This is a genomic window from Fructilactobacillus fructivorans, from assembly GCF_001434095.1.
In the GTDB taxonomy this organism is placed as follows: Bacteria; Bacillota; Bacilli; order Lactobacillales; family Lactobacillaceae; genus Fructilactobacillus; species Fructilactobacillus fructivorans.
Genome location: NZ_AZDS01000003.1, coordinates 131,751 through 147,387, shown reverse-complemented (window position 1 = coordinate 147,387; position 15,637 = coordinate 131,751). Strand labels below are relative to the sequence as shown.

16 protein-coding genes are annotated in these 15,637 nt (G+C 39.1%); 3 read left to right on the top strand and 13 right to left on the bottom strand.

Annotated elements, in window-relative coordinates:
• Nucleotides 1–22: 22 nt before the first annotated feature.
• From FC73_RS04200 to FC73_RS04145, 12 genes are all read right to left on the bottom strand, one after another.
• On the bottom strand, nt 23–949 hold the full coding sequence (locus FC73_RS04200) for a F0F1 ATP synthase subunit gamma (protein WP_010021953.1): 927 nt from the start codon (nt 947–949) through the stop codon (nt 23–25).
• A 22-nt stretch (nt 950–971) separates the two neighbouring features.
• Nucleotides 972–2,507: a F0F1 ATP synthase subunit alpha gene (atpA, locus tag FC73_RS04195; RefSeq protein WP_010021952.1), complete on the bottom strand. Its 1,536-nt coding sequence runs from the start codon at nt 2,505–2,507 to the stop codon at nt 972–974.
• Nucleotides 2,508–2,543: 36 nt separating this feature from the next.
• Complete coding sequence (gene atpH / locus FC73_RS04190; RefSeq protein ID WP_010021951.1) at nt 2,544–3,086, bottom strand: ATP synthase F1 subunit delta; 543 nt, start codon at nt 3,084–3,086, stop codon at nt 2,544–2,546.
• Nucleotides 3,073–3,591 carry a F0F1 ATP synthase subunit B gene (atpF, locus tag FC73_RS04185; RefSeq protein ID WP_010021949.1) on the bottom strand — a complete coding sequence of 173 codons (519 nt, stop codon included), beginning with the start codon at nt 3,589–3,591 and terminating at the stop codon, nt 3,073–3,075. Before atpF ends, atpH begins: the two co-directional genes overlap by 14 nt.
• Before the next feature lie 41 nt (nt 3,592–3,632).
• Nucleotides 3,633–3,845: a F0F1 ATP synthase subunit C gene (atpE, locus tag FC73_RS04180; RefSeq protein WP_010021947.1), complete on the bottom strand. Its 213-nt coding sequence runs from the start codon at nt 3,843–3,845 to the stop codon at nt 3,633–3,635.
• 20 nt (nt 3,846–3,865) lie between these two features.
• Entirely contained in the window at nt 3,866–4,576 is a 711-nt protein-coding gene (atpB, locus tag FC73_RS04175; protein ID WP_010021945.1) for a F0F1 ATP synthase subunit A, read from the bottom strand.
• 298 nt (nt 4,577–4,874) lie between these two features.
• Nucleotides 4,875–5,507, bottom strand: a complete 633-nt coding sequence (gene upp / locus FC73_RS04170) for a uracil phosphoribosyltransferase (protein WP_010021943.1) — start codon at nt 5,505–5,507, stop codon at nt 4,875–4,877.
• 71 nt (nt 5,508–5,578) lie between these two features.
• The gene (gene glyA / locus FC73_RS04165) at nt 5,579–6,823 is read right to left on the bottom strand and encodes a serine hydroxymethyltransferase (protein ID WP_010021942.1); all 1,245 of its coding nucleotides are present in this window, start codon (nt 6,821–6,823) and stop codon (nt 5,579–5,581) included.
• Nucleotides 6,824–6,860: 37 nt separating this feature from the next.
• Nucleotides 6,861–7,874 (bottom strand): L-threonylcarbamoyladenylate synthase, encoded by a 1,014-nt coding sequence (locus tag FC73_RS04160; RefSeq protein ID WP_010021941.1) that lies wholly within the window; start codon nt 7,872–7,874, stop codon nt 6,861–6,863.
• 1 nt (nt 7,875) lies between these two features.
• Nucleotides 7,876–8,739 carry a peptide chain release factor N(5)-glutamine methyltransferase gene (gene prmC, locus FC73_RS04155; RefSeq protein ID WP_010021940.1) on the bottom strand — a complete coding sequence of 288 codons (864 nt, stop codon included), beginning with the start codon at nt 8,737–8,739 and terminating at the stop codon, nt 7,876–7,878.
• Entirely contained in the window at nt 8,723–9,811 is a 1,089-nt protein-coding gene (gene prfA, locus FC73_RS04150) for a peptide chain release factor 1 (protein ID WP_010021939.1), read from the bottom strand. The genes prmC and prfA overlap by 17 nt, the downstream gene beginning before the upstream one ends.
• A gap of 19 nt (nt 9,812–9,830) precedes the next feature.
• Complete coding sequence (locus tag FC73_RS04145; protein WP_010021938.1) at nt 9,831–10,433, bottom strand: thymidine kinase; 603 nt, start codon at nt 10,431–10,433, stop codon at nt 9,831–9,833.
• Between the two features lie 199 nt (nt 10,434–10,632).
• On the opposite strand from FC73_RS04145, the gene FC73_RS04140 reads away from it, so the two are divergent.
• Complete coding sequence (locus FC73_RS04140; protein ID WP_010021937.1) at nt 10,633–11,985, top strand: Mur ligase family protein; 1,353 nt, start codon at nt 10,633–10,635, stop codon at nt 11,983–11,985.
• On the top strand, nt 11,985–12,689 hold the full coding sequence (locus FC73_RS04135; RefSeq protein ID WP_010021936.1) for a type 1 glutamine amidotransferase: 705 nt from the start codon (nt 11,985–11,987) through the stop codon (nt 12,687–12,689). The genes FC73_RS04140 and FC73_RS04135 overlap by 1 nt, the downstream gene beginning before the upstream one ends.
• Before the next feature lie 39 nt (nt 12,690–12,728).
• Here the strand turns inward: FC73_RS04135 and FC73_RS04130 are convergent, their stop codons facing one another.
• The gene (locus FC73_RS04130) at nt 12,729–13,088 is read right to left on the bottom strand and encodes a DUF1516 family protein (RefSeq protein ID WP_225416839.1); all 360 of its coding nucleotides are present in this window, start codon (nt 13,086–13,088) and stop codon (nt 12,729–12,731) included.
• A 126-nt stretch (nt 13,089–13,214) separates the two neighbouring features.
• Between FC73_RS04130 and FC73_RS04125 the strand changes: the two genes are divergently transcribed.
• Nucleotides 13,215–15,605, top strand: coding sequence for a Xaa-Pro dipeptidyl-peptidase (locus FC73_RS04125; protein WP_010021933.1), 2,391 nt, complete (start codon nt 13,215–13,217; stop codon nt 15,603–15,605).
• The last annotated feature ends 32 nt before the right edge of the window (nt 15,606–15,637 follow it).

Sequence of the window (15,637 nt, the reverse complement as noted above, 5' to 3'; positions counted from 1 at the left end):
ATGCTTTAATTCCTCCCATCTATTATTGGTTCAATGCTTCTTGACCACCAGTAATTTCTGTAATTTCGGTAGTGATTGCGGCCTGTCGTGCACGGTTATACTTAAGTTCCAATGATGAAATCAAATCATCGGCATTATCCGTAGCAGATTTCATTGCCGTCGAACTTGAAGCATGTTCAGCAGTCTTAGCATCCAAGATTGCCCCGTACATCAAACTTTCAGCATATTGTGGAATTACGACTCCCAACACTGCTTTAGCAGATGGTTCAATATCGTAATCTTCAATCAAGTTTTTCACTTTAACGTCAGATCCAGCTTGACCACTATCTTTTTCATCCATGGAAGATTGAATGGAATCTTTGTCCATTGGCAAGAGCTTTTCGGCTCTAAAATCAGAAGAAATTCGGTTAATGAAATGATTATAGCAAATGTACAAATCGGTATAAATCCCGTCGTTATACATTGAAGTGATTGTTTTAACGATTCCTTGGACTTCAGTGTAAGTAGGTACATCTGAAACCGTACGATTCTCGTACGCCACGTTTGCACCACGCTTCTTGTAGAAGTCAGCGCCACTACCACCAATTGCTAAAATCATATAATCATCAGTATTCGGAGTATGTTTTTCAATAAACTCGTTCGTACCTCTAATCACATTACTGTTATAACTTCCAACCATTCCACGATCGGATGAAATTACAATATACGCAGTCTTTTTCTTAGCATTTTTTGAATCTTGACTTGAAGGTTTATTATCCTCTAACAAATCGGACTGAGCCAGATGAGCGATTACAGACTTAACCTTAGATACATACTGATTATAGTTCACAGTATGTGCCTGAATTCTGTTCAACTTGACAGTTGAAACCATCTGCATCGCCTCGGTAATCTGACGCGTACTCTTGGTCGATGCGATTCTGTGCTTTACATCATTCATCGATTCAGCCATTAGTTGTTATCCTCCCTTCAAGTTAATTACTATTAACTACACTGTCACCCTTAGCCGAGGGCTTAAAGGTGCTTGCAAATTCTTGAATTGCACTGTTTAATTTCTTCTCATCTGGAAGATCACCAGTCTTCTTAATGGTCTCAAGTAAGTCAGAATAACTAGCATCAAAGAATTTGAAAATCTCATCCTGGAATCTTAAAACATCATCAACTGCGATCTTGTCTAAGTAACCATGAGTTAAGCAATACAAAATCAAAACTTGTTTTTCAACTGGTAGTGGAGAATGAAGTGGTTGTTTTAATACTTCCACCGTTCTAGCACCACGATCCAGTTTAGCCTTAGTAGCTTCATCAAGATCAGAACCAAATTGAGCAAATGATTCTAGTTCATGATATGAAGCAAGATCCAAACGTAATGTACCAGCAACTTTCTTCATTGCCTTGATTTGAGCATCTCCACCAACACGAGAAACTGAAGTACCAGCATCAACAGCTGGACGATCTCCAGAATAGAACATGTCAGAATTTAAGAAGATCTGACCATCGGTAATCGAAATTACGTTGGTTGGAATATAAGCTGAAACATCTCCTGCTTGAGTTTCAACGATTGGAAGAGCGGTCATTGAACCGCCACCCATCTTGTCACTCAATTTAGCAGCACGTTCAAGTAAACGTGAGTGAGTGTAGAAAATGTCACCAGGATATGCTTCACGGCCAGGTGGACGTCTCAAAATTAAGGAAAGTTCACGATAAGCATTAGCTTGTTTCGTTAAATCATCGAAAACAATCAGAACATCTTTTCCTTTATCCATGAAGTATTCACCCATTGTTGCACCAGCATATGGAGCAATGTAAAGCAATGGGGCAGGTTCAGATGGACCAGCTGACATGACAATCGTGTAATCCATCGCACCATACTTTTGGAGCGTGTTTACTTGTTGTCTAACAGTTGAATCTTTTTGTCCAATTGAAACGTAGATACAAATCATATCTTGATCTTTTTGATTCAAGATCGTATCAATCGCAATTGAAGTCTTACCAGTTTTTCTATCACCAATGATCAGCTCACGCTGACCTCTACCAATTGGAACCAAAGCATCAATTGATTTGATACCAGTTTGTAGTGGTTGTTTAACACTTTGACGTTGCATGATTCCGGGTGCTTTTTTCTCAATTGGAGCAGTTTGATCAGTCTTGATCTCACCTTTACCATCAATTGGTTGACCTAATGAGTTAACAACTCGTCCAACCATGTTGTCTCCAACAGGAACTTCCATGATTCTTCCGGTTCTTTTAACACTGTCACCTTCACGAATACCTGTAAAGTCACCTAAAACAACGATACCAACTTCGTTGCTTTCGAGGTTTTGCACCATTCCATAAACACCGTTTTGGAACTCCAGTAATTCACCGGATAAAGCATTATCTAGACCATATGCACGAGCGACACCATCACCAACATAGGTAACAACACCGGTTTCGTCGACGTTAAGTTCGTCTTTGTAGCCATCTAATTGTTTTTTAATTAGGGCACTAATTTCTTCAGCCTTAATGCTCATAAAAGTTTCACCTCTTCAATATAGATATCTTATCGACTAAGAGAGCAGTTTTCGCACTTCTTTAATCTTTGCTCGAACGCTTCCGTCGTAAACAACGTTATCAGACGACAAGATTGCGCCGCCAATGATACTACTGTCTACTTTCGCAGACAAATCAACCGTCTTAGCACCAACTCGTTGAGCAAATGTTTGGGTTAATTTATCTTTCTCTTCGTCATTCATTGGAACTGCTGTAACTACGCTAGCACGCACGATTCCTTGTTTCTTATCATATAATTTGCCAAATTCATCAATAATCGCGACCATATCATTAATACGTCCATAGTCATAAACCATTTTTACGAAATTCTTGACGTACTCAGAAGTTGAGCCATCAATCAAAGAATTAATGATCGAATCTTTTTGCTTAAGATCAAGAACTGGACCAGCCAATGCCATTGATAAACTAGGATCATTTTGAAAAACAGCTTTAATAGCCATTAATTCAGCGTTTCCAGTTTCCAATTCATTGTGTTCTTCCAGGACTTGAAACAACGCATTAGAATATCTTTTGGCAAGCGTAACCTTATCTAGACTCATTTGGATTACCTAGCCCTTCAATATAAGAATCGATTAATGCTTTTTGATCATCAGCATTTAAGTTCTTCTTAATGATTTTGGAAGCAATCTCAATAGATAAATCTGCCACATCATCTTTAGTACTTGCTAAAGCGTCTTCACGTTCTTGTTCGATATCTTTATGAGCCTTATCTTTTAAACCTTTAGCATCATTTTGAGCATCGGAAATAATTGTGTCTCGACGTTTTTGACCAGCTTGTTCAGCATCACTAACGATTTTAGTTGCTTCGTCATGCGAGTTTTGTAATGCATCGGCACGTTCTTTTGCTAACTTAGCAGCGTCGTTACGTGATTTTTCAGCAGAATCAATATCGTTGGCAATCTTAGTTGAACGATCTTGCATCATTTTGGTAATTGGCTTCCAAGCGAAAATCTTAACAATCCACATTAGAAGTAAGAACAAAATGGCATAAAACAGCATATCACCAACGTTGAATCCAGCCGCAATAACTAAATGTGTATACATCTATTGACACCTCCTTTTTCTAAACTAAGAAAATGTTTTCTTTATTTGTTCATAACCAAGAAGGCAACAACAAAGGCCAAGATGGGCATAACTTCGACTAAGGCAACACCAATGAACATGTTAGTTCTAAGTGTACCTGATAATTCTGGTTGACGTGCCATACCTTCAAGCATCTTGGAAATAATTAAACCGTCACCAATTCCGGCACCAATAGCGGCACCACACATTGCGATTCCAGCAGCAATAGCTCCCATAATATAATCCTCCTATTTTCTTATTCCTCAATTGATAATTTTTGAGAAACATATACAGATGATAATGTTACAAATACATAGGCTTGAATACAGCCAATAAACACTGAGAATCCTTGCCATGCCAATTCAAGCGGGGCAGCGACCGGAACCAGCCACAATCCATTTGAAAATGCTAAATTAGCAATTATTCCGGCCAACAATTCTCCAGCAAAAATATTCCCATAAACACGAATTCCAAGCGTTAAGAAGTTCGTAAGCTCCTCAAGCAGGTTGATTGGTAGGAACAAGAAGACAGGTTGTAAGAATCCCTTAAAGTGTCCCTTGTAACCCAACTTTTCAACACCACTATACATAGCAAATGTCAGAGACATTAATGAGAACGTTAAGGCAACGATTGGATCAGCCGTTGGACTCTTAACATAAACAATGTTACCTACCTGAATATGTATAAACAGTCCAAGCAGGTTAGCTATTAAGATGAAATAGAATAGCGTAAAAGCCCATAGTCCATATTTCTTAGGTGCATCATTTCCGATCGTTGACTTTATAATTCCATTTGTAAAATCAATCATGTACTCCAATAAATTTTGTTTACCCTTTGGCTTCAACTGCAGGTTTCTCGAGCAGACAAATATAAACGCAAACAAAATGACAGCCACAATCACACCAGAAATCATATTGCTGACGTTGAAAGTAAGACCTAAAAATTGAAAAGTACGAGTTGGCTCCACAGATATCACCTCTTTTCGCAACTATTATCACTCGCAATAAAAAACGTGCCATAAAAAAGTAGTTGAATAATTGCGATTCATTATTTAAATAAGTCACATGCTCACTTATTCAAATCTGATGAAATAATACCACCATTCTGAGCAAATTTCAAAGCTATAAAGCACCAAAAATTCTAATTTTATAGTCTCTATAACAATTGTTACACAATCGAAGTTTTTAAAACTCAAATACCACCTTTAAGTAAAGCAATCCAACAAAAAAAGTGGGAGTTAACTCGCTCTCACTTAAAATTAATATTTATTTAGTACCAAACAAACGATCTCCGGCATCACCTAAACCAGGAACAATGTATCCATGATCAAGATGATCATCAAGTGCCGCCGCATAGATATCAACATCCGGCTCAGCTTTTTGAACCGCTTTAACACCCTCTGGAGCCGCAACCAAACAAACAAATTTGATGTTCTTAGGGTTAGCGCCATGTTTCTTTAATGCATCAAGGGCCATGATTGCTGAACCACCCGTGGCAAGCATCGGATCAACCACAAAGACTTGTCGTTCGCCAATATCACTTGGTAACTTTAGAAAGTATTCATGTGGCTGAAAGGTCTTTTCATCACGATACATCCCGATATGGCCAACTTTTGCCGTTGGAATCAAATCAAGAACTCCATCAACCATTCCAATTCCAGCTCTAAGAATTGGAACTACGGCAACTTTTTTGCCAGCTAATTTCTTAGCGTGCGCAGTTCCCTCAGGTGTCTCAACTTCAACGTCTTTAAGCGGCATATCACGAGCAACTTCAAAAACCATCAAACTAGCAATCTCATTGACGACTTCTCTAAACTCACGTGTCCCGCAATTCTTATCTCTAATAATGCTTAATTTATGTTGGATCAACGGATGATCCATTACGTGAAACTCGCCCATAACGCACTCTCCTCTTTGTATTATATTTATCAATATTATAACACAAGGAACAAACAAAAATTTCTAGAATCCTATCGGGTAATGGGATTCTCTTTACACAACCTTGCTACTTCACCCTTAATCTGTGCTAACACGCTCGGGTCGTCATAATTATCAATTGCTTTAATAATTAAATCTGCAACTTTTCTAGAATCGTCCTCATCAAATCCCCTTGAGGTAATAGCAGGAGTTCCAATTCGCAAACCACTCGTTAAAGTTGGTTTTAACTTTTCATTTGGAATTGCTTCCTTGTTAGTAGTGATCATTAACGAATCCAACATGTCTTGAACCTGCTTTCCATTCAAACCAGTATCGGTTAGATCCACGGTCATCAAATGATTATCAGTTCCACCTGAAACTACTCTTAGATGATCTGATTGGTTAAATTCATCAGCCATCGCGTTTGCGTTTTTAAGGATTTGTTTGGAATAGTCAAGAAAGTCAGGTTGTAAATCTTCATGAAAAGCGACTGCTTTCGCAGCAATTACCTGTTCCAGTGGTCCACCCTGAGTGCCAGGGAAAACCGCCGACTTAATTTTCTTAGCATACTTTTCCTGACTTAAAATCATTCCTCCACGAGGACCCCTTAAAGTCTTATGAGTAGTAGTAGTAACTACATCGGCAATTCCAACTGGACTGGGATGCAATCCAGCTGCCACTAAACCAGCAATATGAGCCATATCTACCATTAAGTATGCTCCAACACTATCGGCAATTTTACGAAACTGCTTCCAATCAATGATTCGACTATAAGCCGAGGCCCCCGCAACAATAATTTGGGGTTGGACTTCTTCAGCAATCTTCTGAATATTGTCATAGTCCAATTGTTCAGTTTGTGGATCAACTCCGTAAGTAAATGATTGGTAAATCTTACCGGAAAAGTTAACTTTAGCACCGTGAGACAAGTGTCCCCCAGCATTTAAATCCATTCCAAGAATTTTTTCACCTGGTTTTAGAAAAGCAGCATAAGCAGCCTGGTTAGCCTGAGACCCGGAATGAGGTTGAACGTTTACGTATTCCGCACCAAATAGTTCTTTGGCTCTATTAATGGCTAAAGTCTCAACCTTATCAACATACTCACATCCACCATAGTATCGATGACCAGGATATCCTTCTGCGTACTTATTGGTTAAAACTGAACCTTGCGCAGCCCGAACACCCTTCGAAGCAATATTTTCGGAAGCAATAAGCTCGATTGTATCATCCTGACGTTTTTTTTCGTCATGAATGGCATCCCAGAGCTCAGGATCCATTTTTTCGTAGTCTTTATTTGTCATATTATCAACCCCAATTTATTAGTTGAGTCAATTATACTTATTCAAAGTGTTTTTGTCCCGCTGATTTATTTAATCGATTCATATAAGCTTCTCCCAATTCAGCTGCAGGAAATCCCTGCGTCAAAATATTGTCGACACCATCTTCTAGGTCAAAATGGCGTAAGCCGGCAAAAAGTAAGTGACTAGCGGTTGAAACATCTTTTCCTAAACTGTACAATTCGGCATTTTGGGGCCAATTAATTGAATCAATCACATCATCCGTGGCCATTACACCCACAGTTTCATCCTGATCTTTAATCCAATCAGCAGCACGATTCCAGTCATCTTTATGATCAACAACCTGAACCTGTGCATCCGGAGCATAATGACGATACTTCATTCCGGGAGCCTTTGGAACTTGGTCGGCACTCACATGGTGCACAGCATCATCCACCGGTCCAATCACCCGCTCAATTTGATCCACAGTAACAGCACCAGGTCGAAGAATGGCAGGTTTATCAGTCGACATGTCAATAACCGTTGACTCAACGCCAAAATCGGTGGCCCCATCATCTAAGATCCCAGCAATCTTACCATTTAAATCATGATAAACATGCTTAGCAAGGGTCGGACTTGGCTTGCCCGAGGTATTAGCAGATGGCCCTACAAGTGGAACTCCAGCAGCTTGAATTAAATTCAAAGTAGATTGTTTATTTGGGTTTCGAAAGGCAGCAGTATCAAGCCCTCCAGTAACCTCTTTTGCAAGAGCACCTGGCTTTAATTTCAAAATAATGGTCAATGGACCTGGCCAAAACGTCTTCATCAACTTTTTGACGTTTTCATCTAGTGGTTGAGCATACTTCTCAACCGTCTCAACGTCGGCAACGTGCACAATTAATGGATTGTCACTTGGACGTCCCTTAGCTTTATAAACCTTCTTCACAGCCGAGACATTAGTAGCATCTGCTCCTAATCCATAAACCGTTTCGGTTGGAAATGAGACCAAATTACCCTTTTTAAGCTCAGCTGCTGCCGCTTGAATTTGATCCGGTGTAAATATCTTAGTATCCATCTTATTCATTCTCCTTATTCATTTTAATCATACGATCACGCATCGCCATGTCTTTTCTTAGACGAACTGATCGGTCAGGATTATCAGCCTCTAGCAAACGTTTGACTGAATTTCCCTGTTTAAAGCCAATCTCTAAATAAAGTGAACCATTCTTCTTTAAGTAAGCATGAATGTTCTTTGCAATCTTTTGGTAAACCGCAAGACCATGATCTTGTGCAAAGAGTGCCTGACGTGGTTCATACTCTAAGACACTTTCATCCATATACTTAATTTCATCTTTAGCGACATATGGCGGATTAGAAACAATTAAATCAAATCTTTGTCCGTTAAAAGAATCGAATAGATCGCTTTCAACCATTTTCACCTCAGCATGATTGGCTATTGCGTTTGCTTGAGCTACTTTTAACGCGGCTTCAGAAACATCCGAACCCGTTACGTTCCACTTAGGACGTTGCTTTTTTAAAGAAATTGCGATGGCACCACTTCCAGTTCCCAAGTCTAAAACACTTATCGGCTGGTCATCGTGCTCATTTAAGACCCATTCCACCAACTCCTCGGTCTCAGGTCTTGGAATTAAGACATTTGGATTAACCTGAAAGTGATATCCGTAAAATTCTGTCGTTCCAATGACATACTGAAGTGGTTCATAATTAAGGATCCGATTTACCATTTGAATAAACTGACTTTGCTGATCATCAGTTAAATTCAACCGATAATTCATCAGTAAGTTGGTTAGATTCCACCCCATTAATGACCTCATCAACCAACGTCCCTGGTCGGGATCCAAATTTTTCTCCTTAAGACGCAAAGAAGCCCAATTAAGGGCTTCAAAAACGGTGGCATTCTTTTTAAGCTTCTGAATCATTTAACTTCTCCAGCTTTTTAGCCTGATCAGAAACAATTAGGGCATCAATAATGTCATCTAAATCACCATCCATAATCTTGTCTAACTTATTTAAAGTTAAACCAATGCGGTGATCAGTGACCCGATTTTGCGGATAATTGTAAGTACGAATTCTTTCAGAACGATCCCCCGTCCCAATCGCATCCTTACGCTTTTCATCATATTCATTTTGTTCTTTTTGCTTGTAGTAATCGTAAACCCGCGCTTTTAAAACTCGCATTGCCTTAGCCCGGTTTTGCTGTTGGGAACGTTCATCTTGCATGGCAACCACAATTCCAGTTGGTAAGTGGGTCATCCGCACCGCTGATGATGTTTTATTAATATGTTGTCCACCAGCTCCTGAAGAACGATAAACATCCGTCCGAATGTCACCGGGATCAATGTCAATATCAACGTCTTCCTCTTCTGGCATTACACCAACAGTGGCCGTTGAAGTGTGAACTCGTCCAGCCGACTCAGTGGAAGGAATCCGTTGAACCCGATGGGCACCATTTTCATACTTTAACTTAGAATAAACCTTATCACCAGTAATCATCAAAACGATCTCTTTGAATCCACCAACTTCAGTGTCAGTCTCATCAATCACTTCAATCTTCCATCCCTGTCGTTCTGCGTACTTGGTGTACATATTATACAGATCCGCAGCAAACAAACTAGCTTCATCACCACCAGCAGCACCACGAATCTCCATGATGATGTTCTTTTCGTCATTAGGATCTTTAGGAATCAACAGCAGTTTCATTTGCTCTTCTAACTTTGCTTTTTGATCCTTTAGATCACTAATCTCGGACTTAACCATCTCTTCCATCTCACTGTCGAGCTTTTCTCTGAGCATGGTCTCGTCGTCATCCAACTGTTTACTAATCTTTTTATACTTGTTATAAGTTTCAACCGTTTCTCTGAGGCTACCCTCTTCTTTCGACAGCTTCATGAACTTTTGTGTATCAGCAATTATTTCCGGATCACTAATTAATTCATTCAGTTCATCGTATCTGTCAGAAACGGATTGCAATTTATCAAAAATCTTATCCATATCGGCTTCAGCCATTTTATTACTCCTTACTCTTCTGTGCTTCGATTGGCGGATTAAAGTAATGGTAGCGACAAACTGGGTAATAGGACTCATTGCCGCCCATAAAAATCTGTTCACCCTCATAAACAGGCTTCCCGTCATGGACTCTAAGATTCATAATTGCCTTTTTTTCACAGAACCAGCAAATTGTTTTCATCTCTTCAATTTTATCCGCATACAACAGTAAATACTTTGAGCCCTCAAATAATTTGTTCTGAAAATCATTTTTGAGCCCAAATGCCATGACCGGGATATGTAATTGATCTACCACTTCAGTTAATTCGAAGATGTGATGTTTATTTAAAAATTGCGCCTCATCAACTAACACACAACTGATGGGTTCATCGCGCTTTTCAATCTCTGCTTTGACCATCTTAAGTACGTCAGAATCAGCATTAATTGAGAGGGCCTTACGCGTTAAGCCAATCCTAGAAGCAATAGTACCTTTCTTCTCCCTGGTATCGACCCCACTGGTCATCAAAATAACTGATTTACCCTGCTCCTCATAATTATGGGCCACTTTGATTATTTCGATTGATTTTCCGCTATTCATTGCTCCATATCGAAAGAATAATTGCGCCAAACTATCACCCTTTTCTCTTTTTCACTAACTGTTTCATTATATCGAATTTACCACCTTTTCGCATCCAAATTCAAAATTTGTTCTACCATTGTAAATTGCTTTTTTTAAAATTAGCCGCTATTCTACTTATAAGAGTGATTTTATGCTAAAATATTTTTTGATTGTGTAAAACTAATCATTTCTCAAGGAGAACCCATTTATGTCATTTCAGAGTAGAATTGCCACCATGGCTGGTAAGTCATCTTACTGGTTTTTGCATAACTTTTTGCACCGTGGTAGCTCATTACCAGGAAAAATAACCACTGCGATTGATCCCAATATTTTAAAAACCCTAGGCAAAAATTACGATGTTATCATCGTTTCTGGTACCAATGGAAAAACATTGACGACCGCTTTGATCGTCCAGGTCTTAAAGGAAGAATATAGTCAGATTTTAACTAATCCAACGGGTTCGAATATGACCCAAGGAATTGTTTCAACCTTTCTCCAGGCCAAACATCCCAAATACGGTGAGAATCCAATTGCGGTCCTAGAGGTCGATGAAGCAAACGTGAAGCCAGTGGTAGAAGCTATCAAACCTAAAATGTTTGTTTTAACCAACATCTTTCGAGATCAACTGGATCGGTACGGTGAGATTTACACCACTTATCAAAAAATTCTAAATGGAATTCTATTAGCACCAGATGCACTAGTAGTTGCCAACGGCGATTCGGCCATCTTTAATTCTAAAAAGATGCCTAATCAACAGATATTTTACGGGTTTGAAGATCAACCCGCCGATAAAGACCTTAGAGCTGCTCCTAACACCGACGGAGTTCTTTGCCCAGTCTGTTCTCACATCATGCATTACCATTACATTACTTACGGAAACCTTGGCGACTACTTCTGCCCTAATTGTGGTTTTCACAGACCAGCACTAGAATACAAAGTTACTAAGGTTGTTGACGAAACTCCCACAAGCTCAACGTTTGATATCGATGGAAATCAATATTCCATTGACGTTGGTGGAACATATAACATCTATAACGCCTTGGCCGCCTACGCTGCAGGTCGTCAGATGGGAGTTCGACCCGATCAAATCAAGCATGCCTTTGAAACCAATAAGCGTTTATTTGGAAGACAGGAAGAAATCAAGGTTGGTGACAAAGAAGTTACCATTGTTTTAGTTAAAAACCCAGTTGGACTTAACCAAGTAATTGACATGATCTCGCACGAAAAGGATCCTTTCTCATTCGTCTTCCTCGAAAACGCTAACTACGCAGATGGAATCGACACAAGTTGGATCTGGGACGGTGATTTCGAACGACTTCCAAAAATGAACATTAAAAAATTCATCTCCGGTGGTGAGCGGTACAAGGACATTACATTTAGACTCAAAGTTGCTGGGGTTCAAGATAAAGACCACTTAGTTGAGCCTAGCATTGATAAAGTACTCGAAAAAATTAAAACATTACCAACTAAAAAGGTGTATGTCTTGGCGACTTACACAGCAATGCTACAGTTTAGACATTTACTAGCACAAAAGGGATTCATTAAAGGAGGGATGGACTAATGACAAAAACCATTCGAGTCGCACACTTGTACGGTGATTTAATGAATACTTATGGTGATATTGGTAACATTCTTTCACTACGTTACTACGCCAAACAAATTGGTGTAGAAGTTACGTCAAACGTTGTCAGTCTTGAAGAAGATTTTAACGCGGATGATTATGATTTCATGGTATTTGGTGGTGGCCAAGATTTCGAACAAACCATCGTTTCTAAAGATATTCAGACTAAAAAAGATGAAATCAAACGATTCATTGAACAAGGTAAACCGGTCATTGCCATTTGTGGTGGCTTCCAGCTCCTCGGTAACTACTATGTTGCTGCCAACGGTAAGAAATTACCCGGAATTGGTGCCCTTGATCACTATACTGATGCCATGAAGGATAATCGTTTTATTGGTAACATTGAAATTCAAAATGAACAAACCAAAGAAAAGTACCATGGTTTCGAAAACCATGCCGGAGTGACCTACTTAGGTCCAAGCGAGCGTGCTCTTGGCAAAGTCATTAAGGGACATGGAAACAACGGTAAAGATGGAACAGAAGGTGCCATCTATAAAAATACCGTTTGTACCTACTTCCATGGTCCAATCCTGGCACGAAATGGCAATCTAGCCAAAAGAATGATGTTTCACGCCCTGGAAAAGAAATATCCAGAGACTGATTTTACAAGCGAAAAGCCCAAAGTTAAGGTTGATTCATTTTAAAATTAAAGCACTACCAACTAGTTGGTAGTGCTTATTTTTTTACATAAAATGAATGAATGGACGACCACCAGCCAGCATAATCCCGATAATTGCGACAATAATAATCGCAACAATGGTAATCCACAAAAATGTTTTTGATAATTTTTGTTGTGATTTAAAAGCAAATGCCATTTCAATTAAACCAATCAACAGTAGTGCGCAAATAATTTTAACAATCGTCAGAATCGGGTCACGTCCCCAGGCATACGGAACTAAGAAAATTCCTGAGATGATTAAAATTACATAACATAATCTAGCAATCATGGTCATGGCCTTAAAGTGCCAGTTTGAAAGAAGTGCAATACAAACTGCAATAAATAAAACCAACCATGTAAGTAAATGAATCCAAATGAGCATCATACCACTTCCCTATTTAGCTTACTTCCATTATACACGTAAACCATGCTGAATTTTTAGTTGTATTTCGTTAACACCATTCTTTGGTTATGTCATAATTACTGCAATTAAAGAAATGGTGTGATAAATATGAAAAATAATCAGTTTGCACAGAAATCAGTTAATCTGAATACTGTTAAACAAGAGTTAGCCCAAATTGGATTCGATCCAGTAGAGATTGAAAATTCCAAGAACGTTGCAGATGCTTTTGGGAAATTACTTAAAAAAGCTCTCGTTAATGTGAATGGTAAAACCAGTCAAATTGAAAAATTAAATAATTTACTTGCAACTCCGGACCAACAACTAGGTAATTACTTAGTAAATAATGGTGAAATTAATCAACAGGTCTTTTATTTAGTTGCCCTTCAATTACTTCAATTTCAGGCAGACGTTGATTTTAAAATCAATGATCCAATTTCAGCAATGAAAAAAATTAATTTAGCGTACATTCCTAAGGCAGCAAAGTGGAATAAGAACGATCTTCTAAAAGCCTGGTATCTTCTCCTAACCACCCACACTAAAAATGGACAAACATACCTAGATCACTTAGCCAATCAAGGTTTTTTTAAAGGAATTTCAAAAGAGCATCCCCTCTTTTTTAACGGTAAAGCCCAGGCAATCTTTGAACCAAATGACTTAATCTACGAAACCGTCTACGTAGAAACAGACACTGATTCTGATAAAGACGGCAATGCCGACTTAATTAAAGTCGAGATCACTCGTCCTAAAACTTCATTCAAGTTAGGAACACTTTATACTGCTAGTCCCTATGATCAAGGAACTAATGATGATTGGGGCGAACGAATGACCCATAACGTAGACAAACCTCTTGCCCGAAAAGAACCCGACGATACCACATACTCTGATATTCAGTATCAGAAACAACCACAAAAGTTCAGTACCAGAAAAACCATGGGCTTTTCCGATCATGCTACTGAACACCACACCCCTAAACCAGGTTACACCCTAAACGACTACTTCTTGATGCGCGGATATGCCGTGGTCTACTCTGCTGGAATTGGGACCAAGGATTCTGATGGGATCCAAACTTGTGGTTCACACGCTCAGACTGACGCTACCGTAGCAGTCATCGAATGGATTAATCATAAACGACGAGCATTTACTAATCGAACCGATAACATTGAGATAAAAGCTGACTGGTCTAATGGTAATGTAGCCATGACTGGTCGCTCTTACCTTGGAACACTGGCCAACGCAGCCGCCACTACCGGAGTGGATGGTCTCAAAACTATCATCTCAGAGGCAGCGATTTCATCCTGGTACGATTACTATCGTGAAAATGGACTAGTAATGGCTCCTGGTGGTTTTCAGGGCGAAGATGCTGATGTTCTGGCCGCTGAAACATTTAGTCGAAGCTTAAATCTCGGGGATAATCTAAAAATTCGCCCCTTCTTTGATCGCTATCTGGCAAGTATGAAAAACTTAATGGATCGAACAACGGGTAACTATAATGAGTTCTGGGATGAACGAAATTATCGCAATGATGTTTCCAACATCAAAGCTGATGTATTAATCGTCCAAGGATTGAATGATTGGAATGTTAAACCAGTAAATGCTGCTAAACTATGGCAGGAAATTTTTCATCTTCCAATTAATAAAAAAATTATTCTGCACCAGGGTCAACACATTTATATCAATGCTTTTCGATCATTTGATTTTAATGACATTGTTAACATGTGGATTTCACACGAACTATACGACGTTGACAACGATGTAATGGAACAAATTCCCGATATGATCGTCCAGGATAACGTAAAGCCAGAAACTTGGACCAAGCAGAAAAGTTGGCTTGATAATAGCGGGAAAAAATATTACCTAAACCAACATGGATTAACTGATACTTCAGAAACGGGCCAACTAACTTATCATGATCAATTAGATCAAGCAGAATTTAAGCAATACCGTACCAGTCCCCAAAAATGGGCAAAAGACTTGCTTGATCAAAATGGCTCAATAGAAGCAAACCAACTTCTCTTCAAGACTCCTAATTTGACGGAAGACCAGATCATTTCTGGCTTTCCAAAGCTTCATTTAAGAATCGCAACGTCCAAGAATGTGGGACTTTTGTCAGCCCGACTGGTTGATTATGGAGAGGCTAACCGATTGAACGTTACCCCTACAACTCTTGTACCAAAGGGACTGCTGCTTGGACACAAGTGGTACACAGATGATCTAAGAGAATTTACCTTAAATAAACACCCCACACCTAGTAAAATGATTTCATTTGGTCACATAAATCTTCAAAATCGGCATTCATCCTATCAAAATGATGAACTTGTACCCCATCAATTTTATGATATCGACCTAACTTTCCAACCAACCTTTTATCATCTACCAGCTGGAAGAAAGTTAGGACTGGTCCTGTATGGGACTGATTTTCAAATGACGCAACGTGGCAATCAGAAAATTGACTACACGATTGACCTAGAAAATAGTTATTTACAAATTCCACACAAATAAAAAAACACGTTTATTCTTTTTTAAGGGTAAAC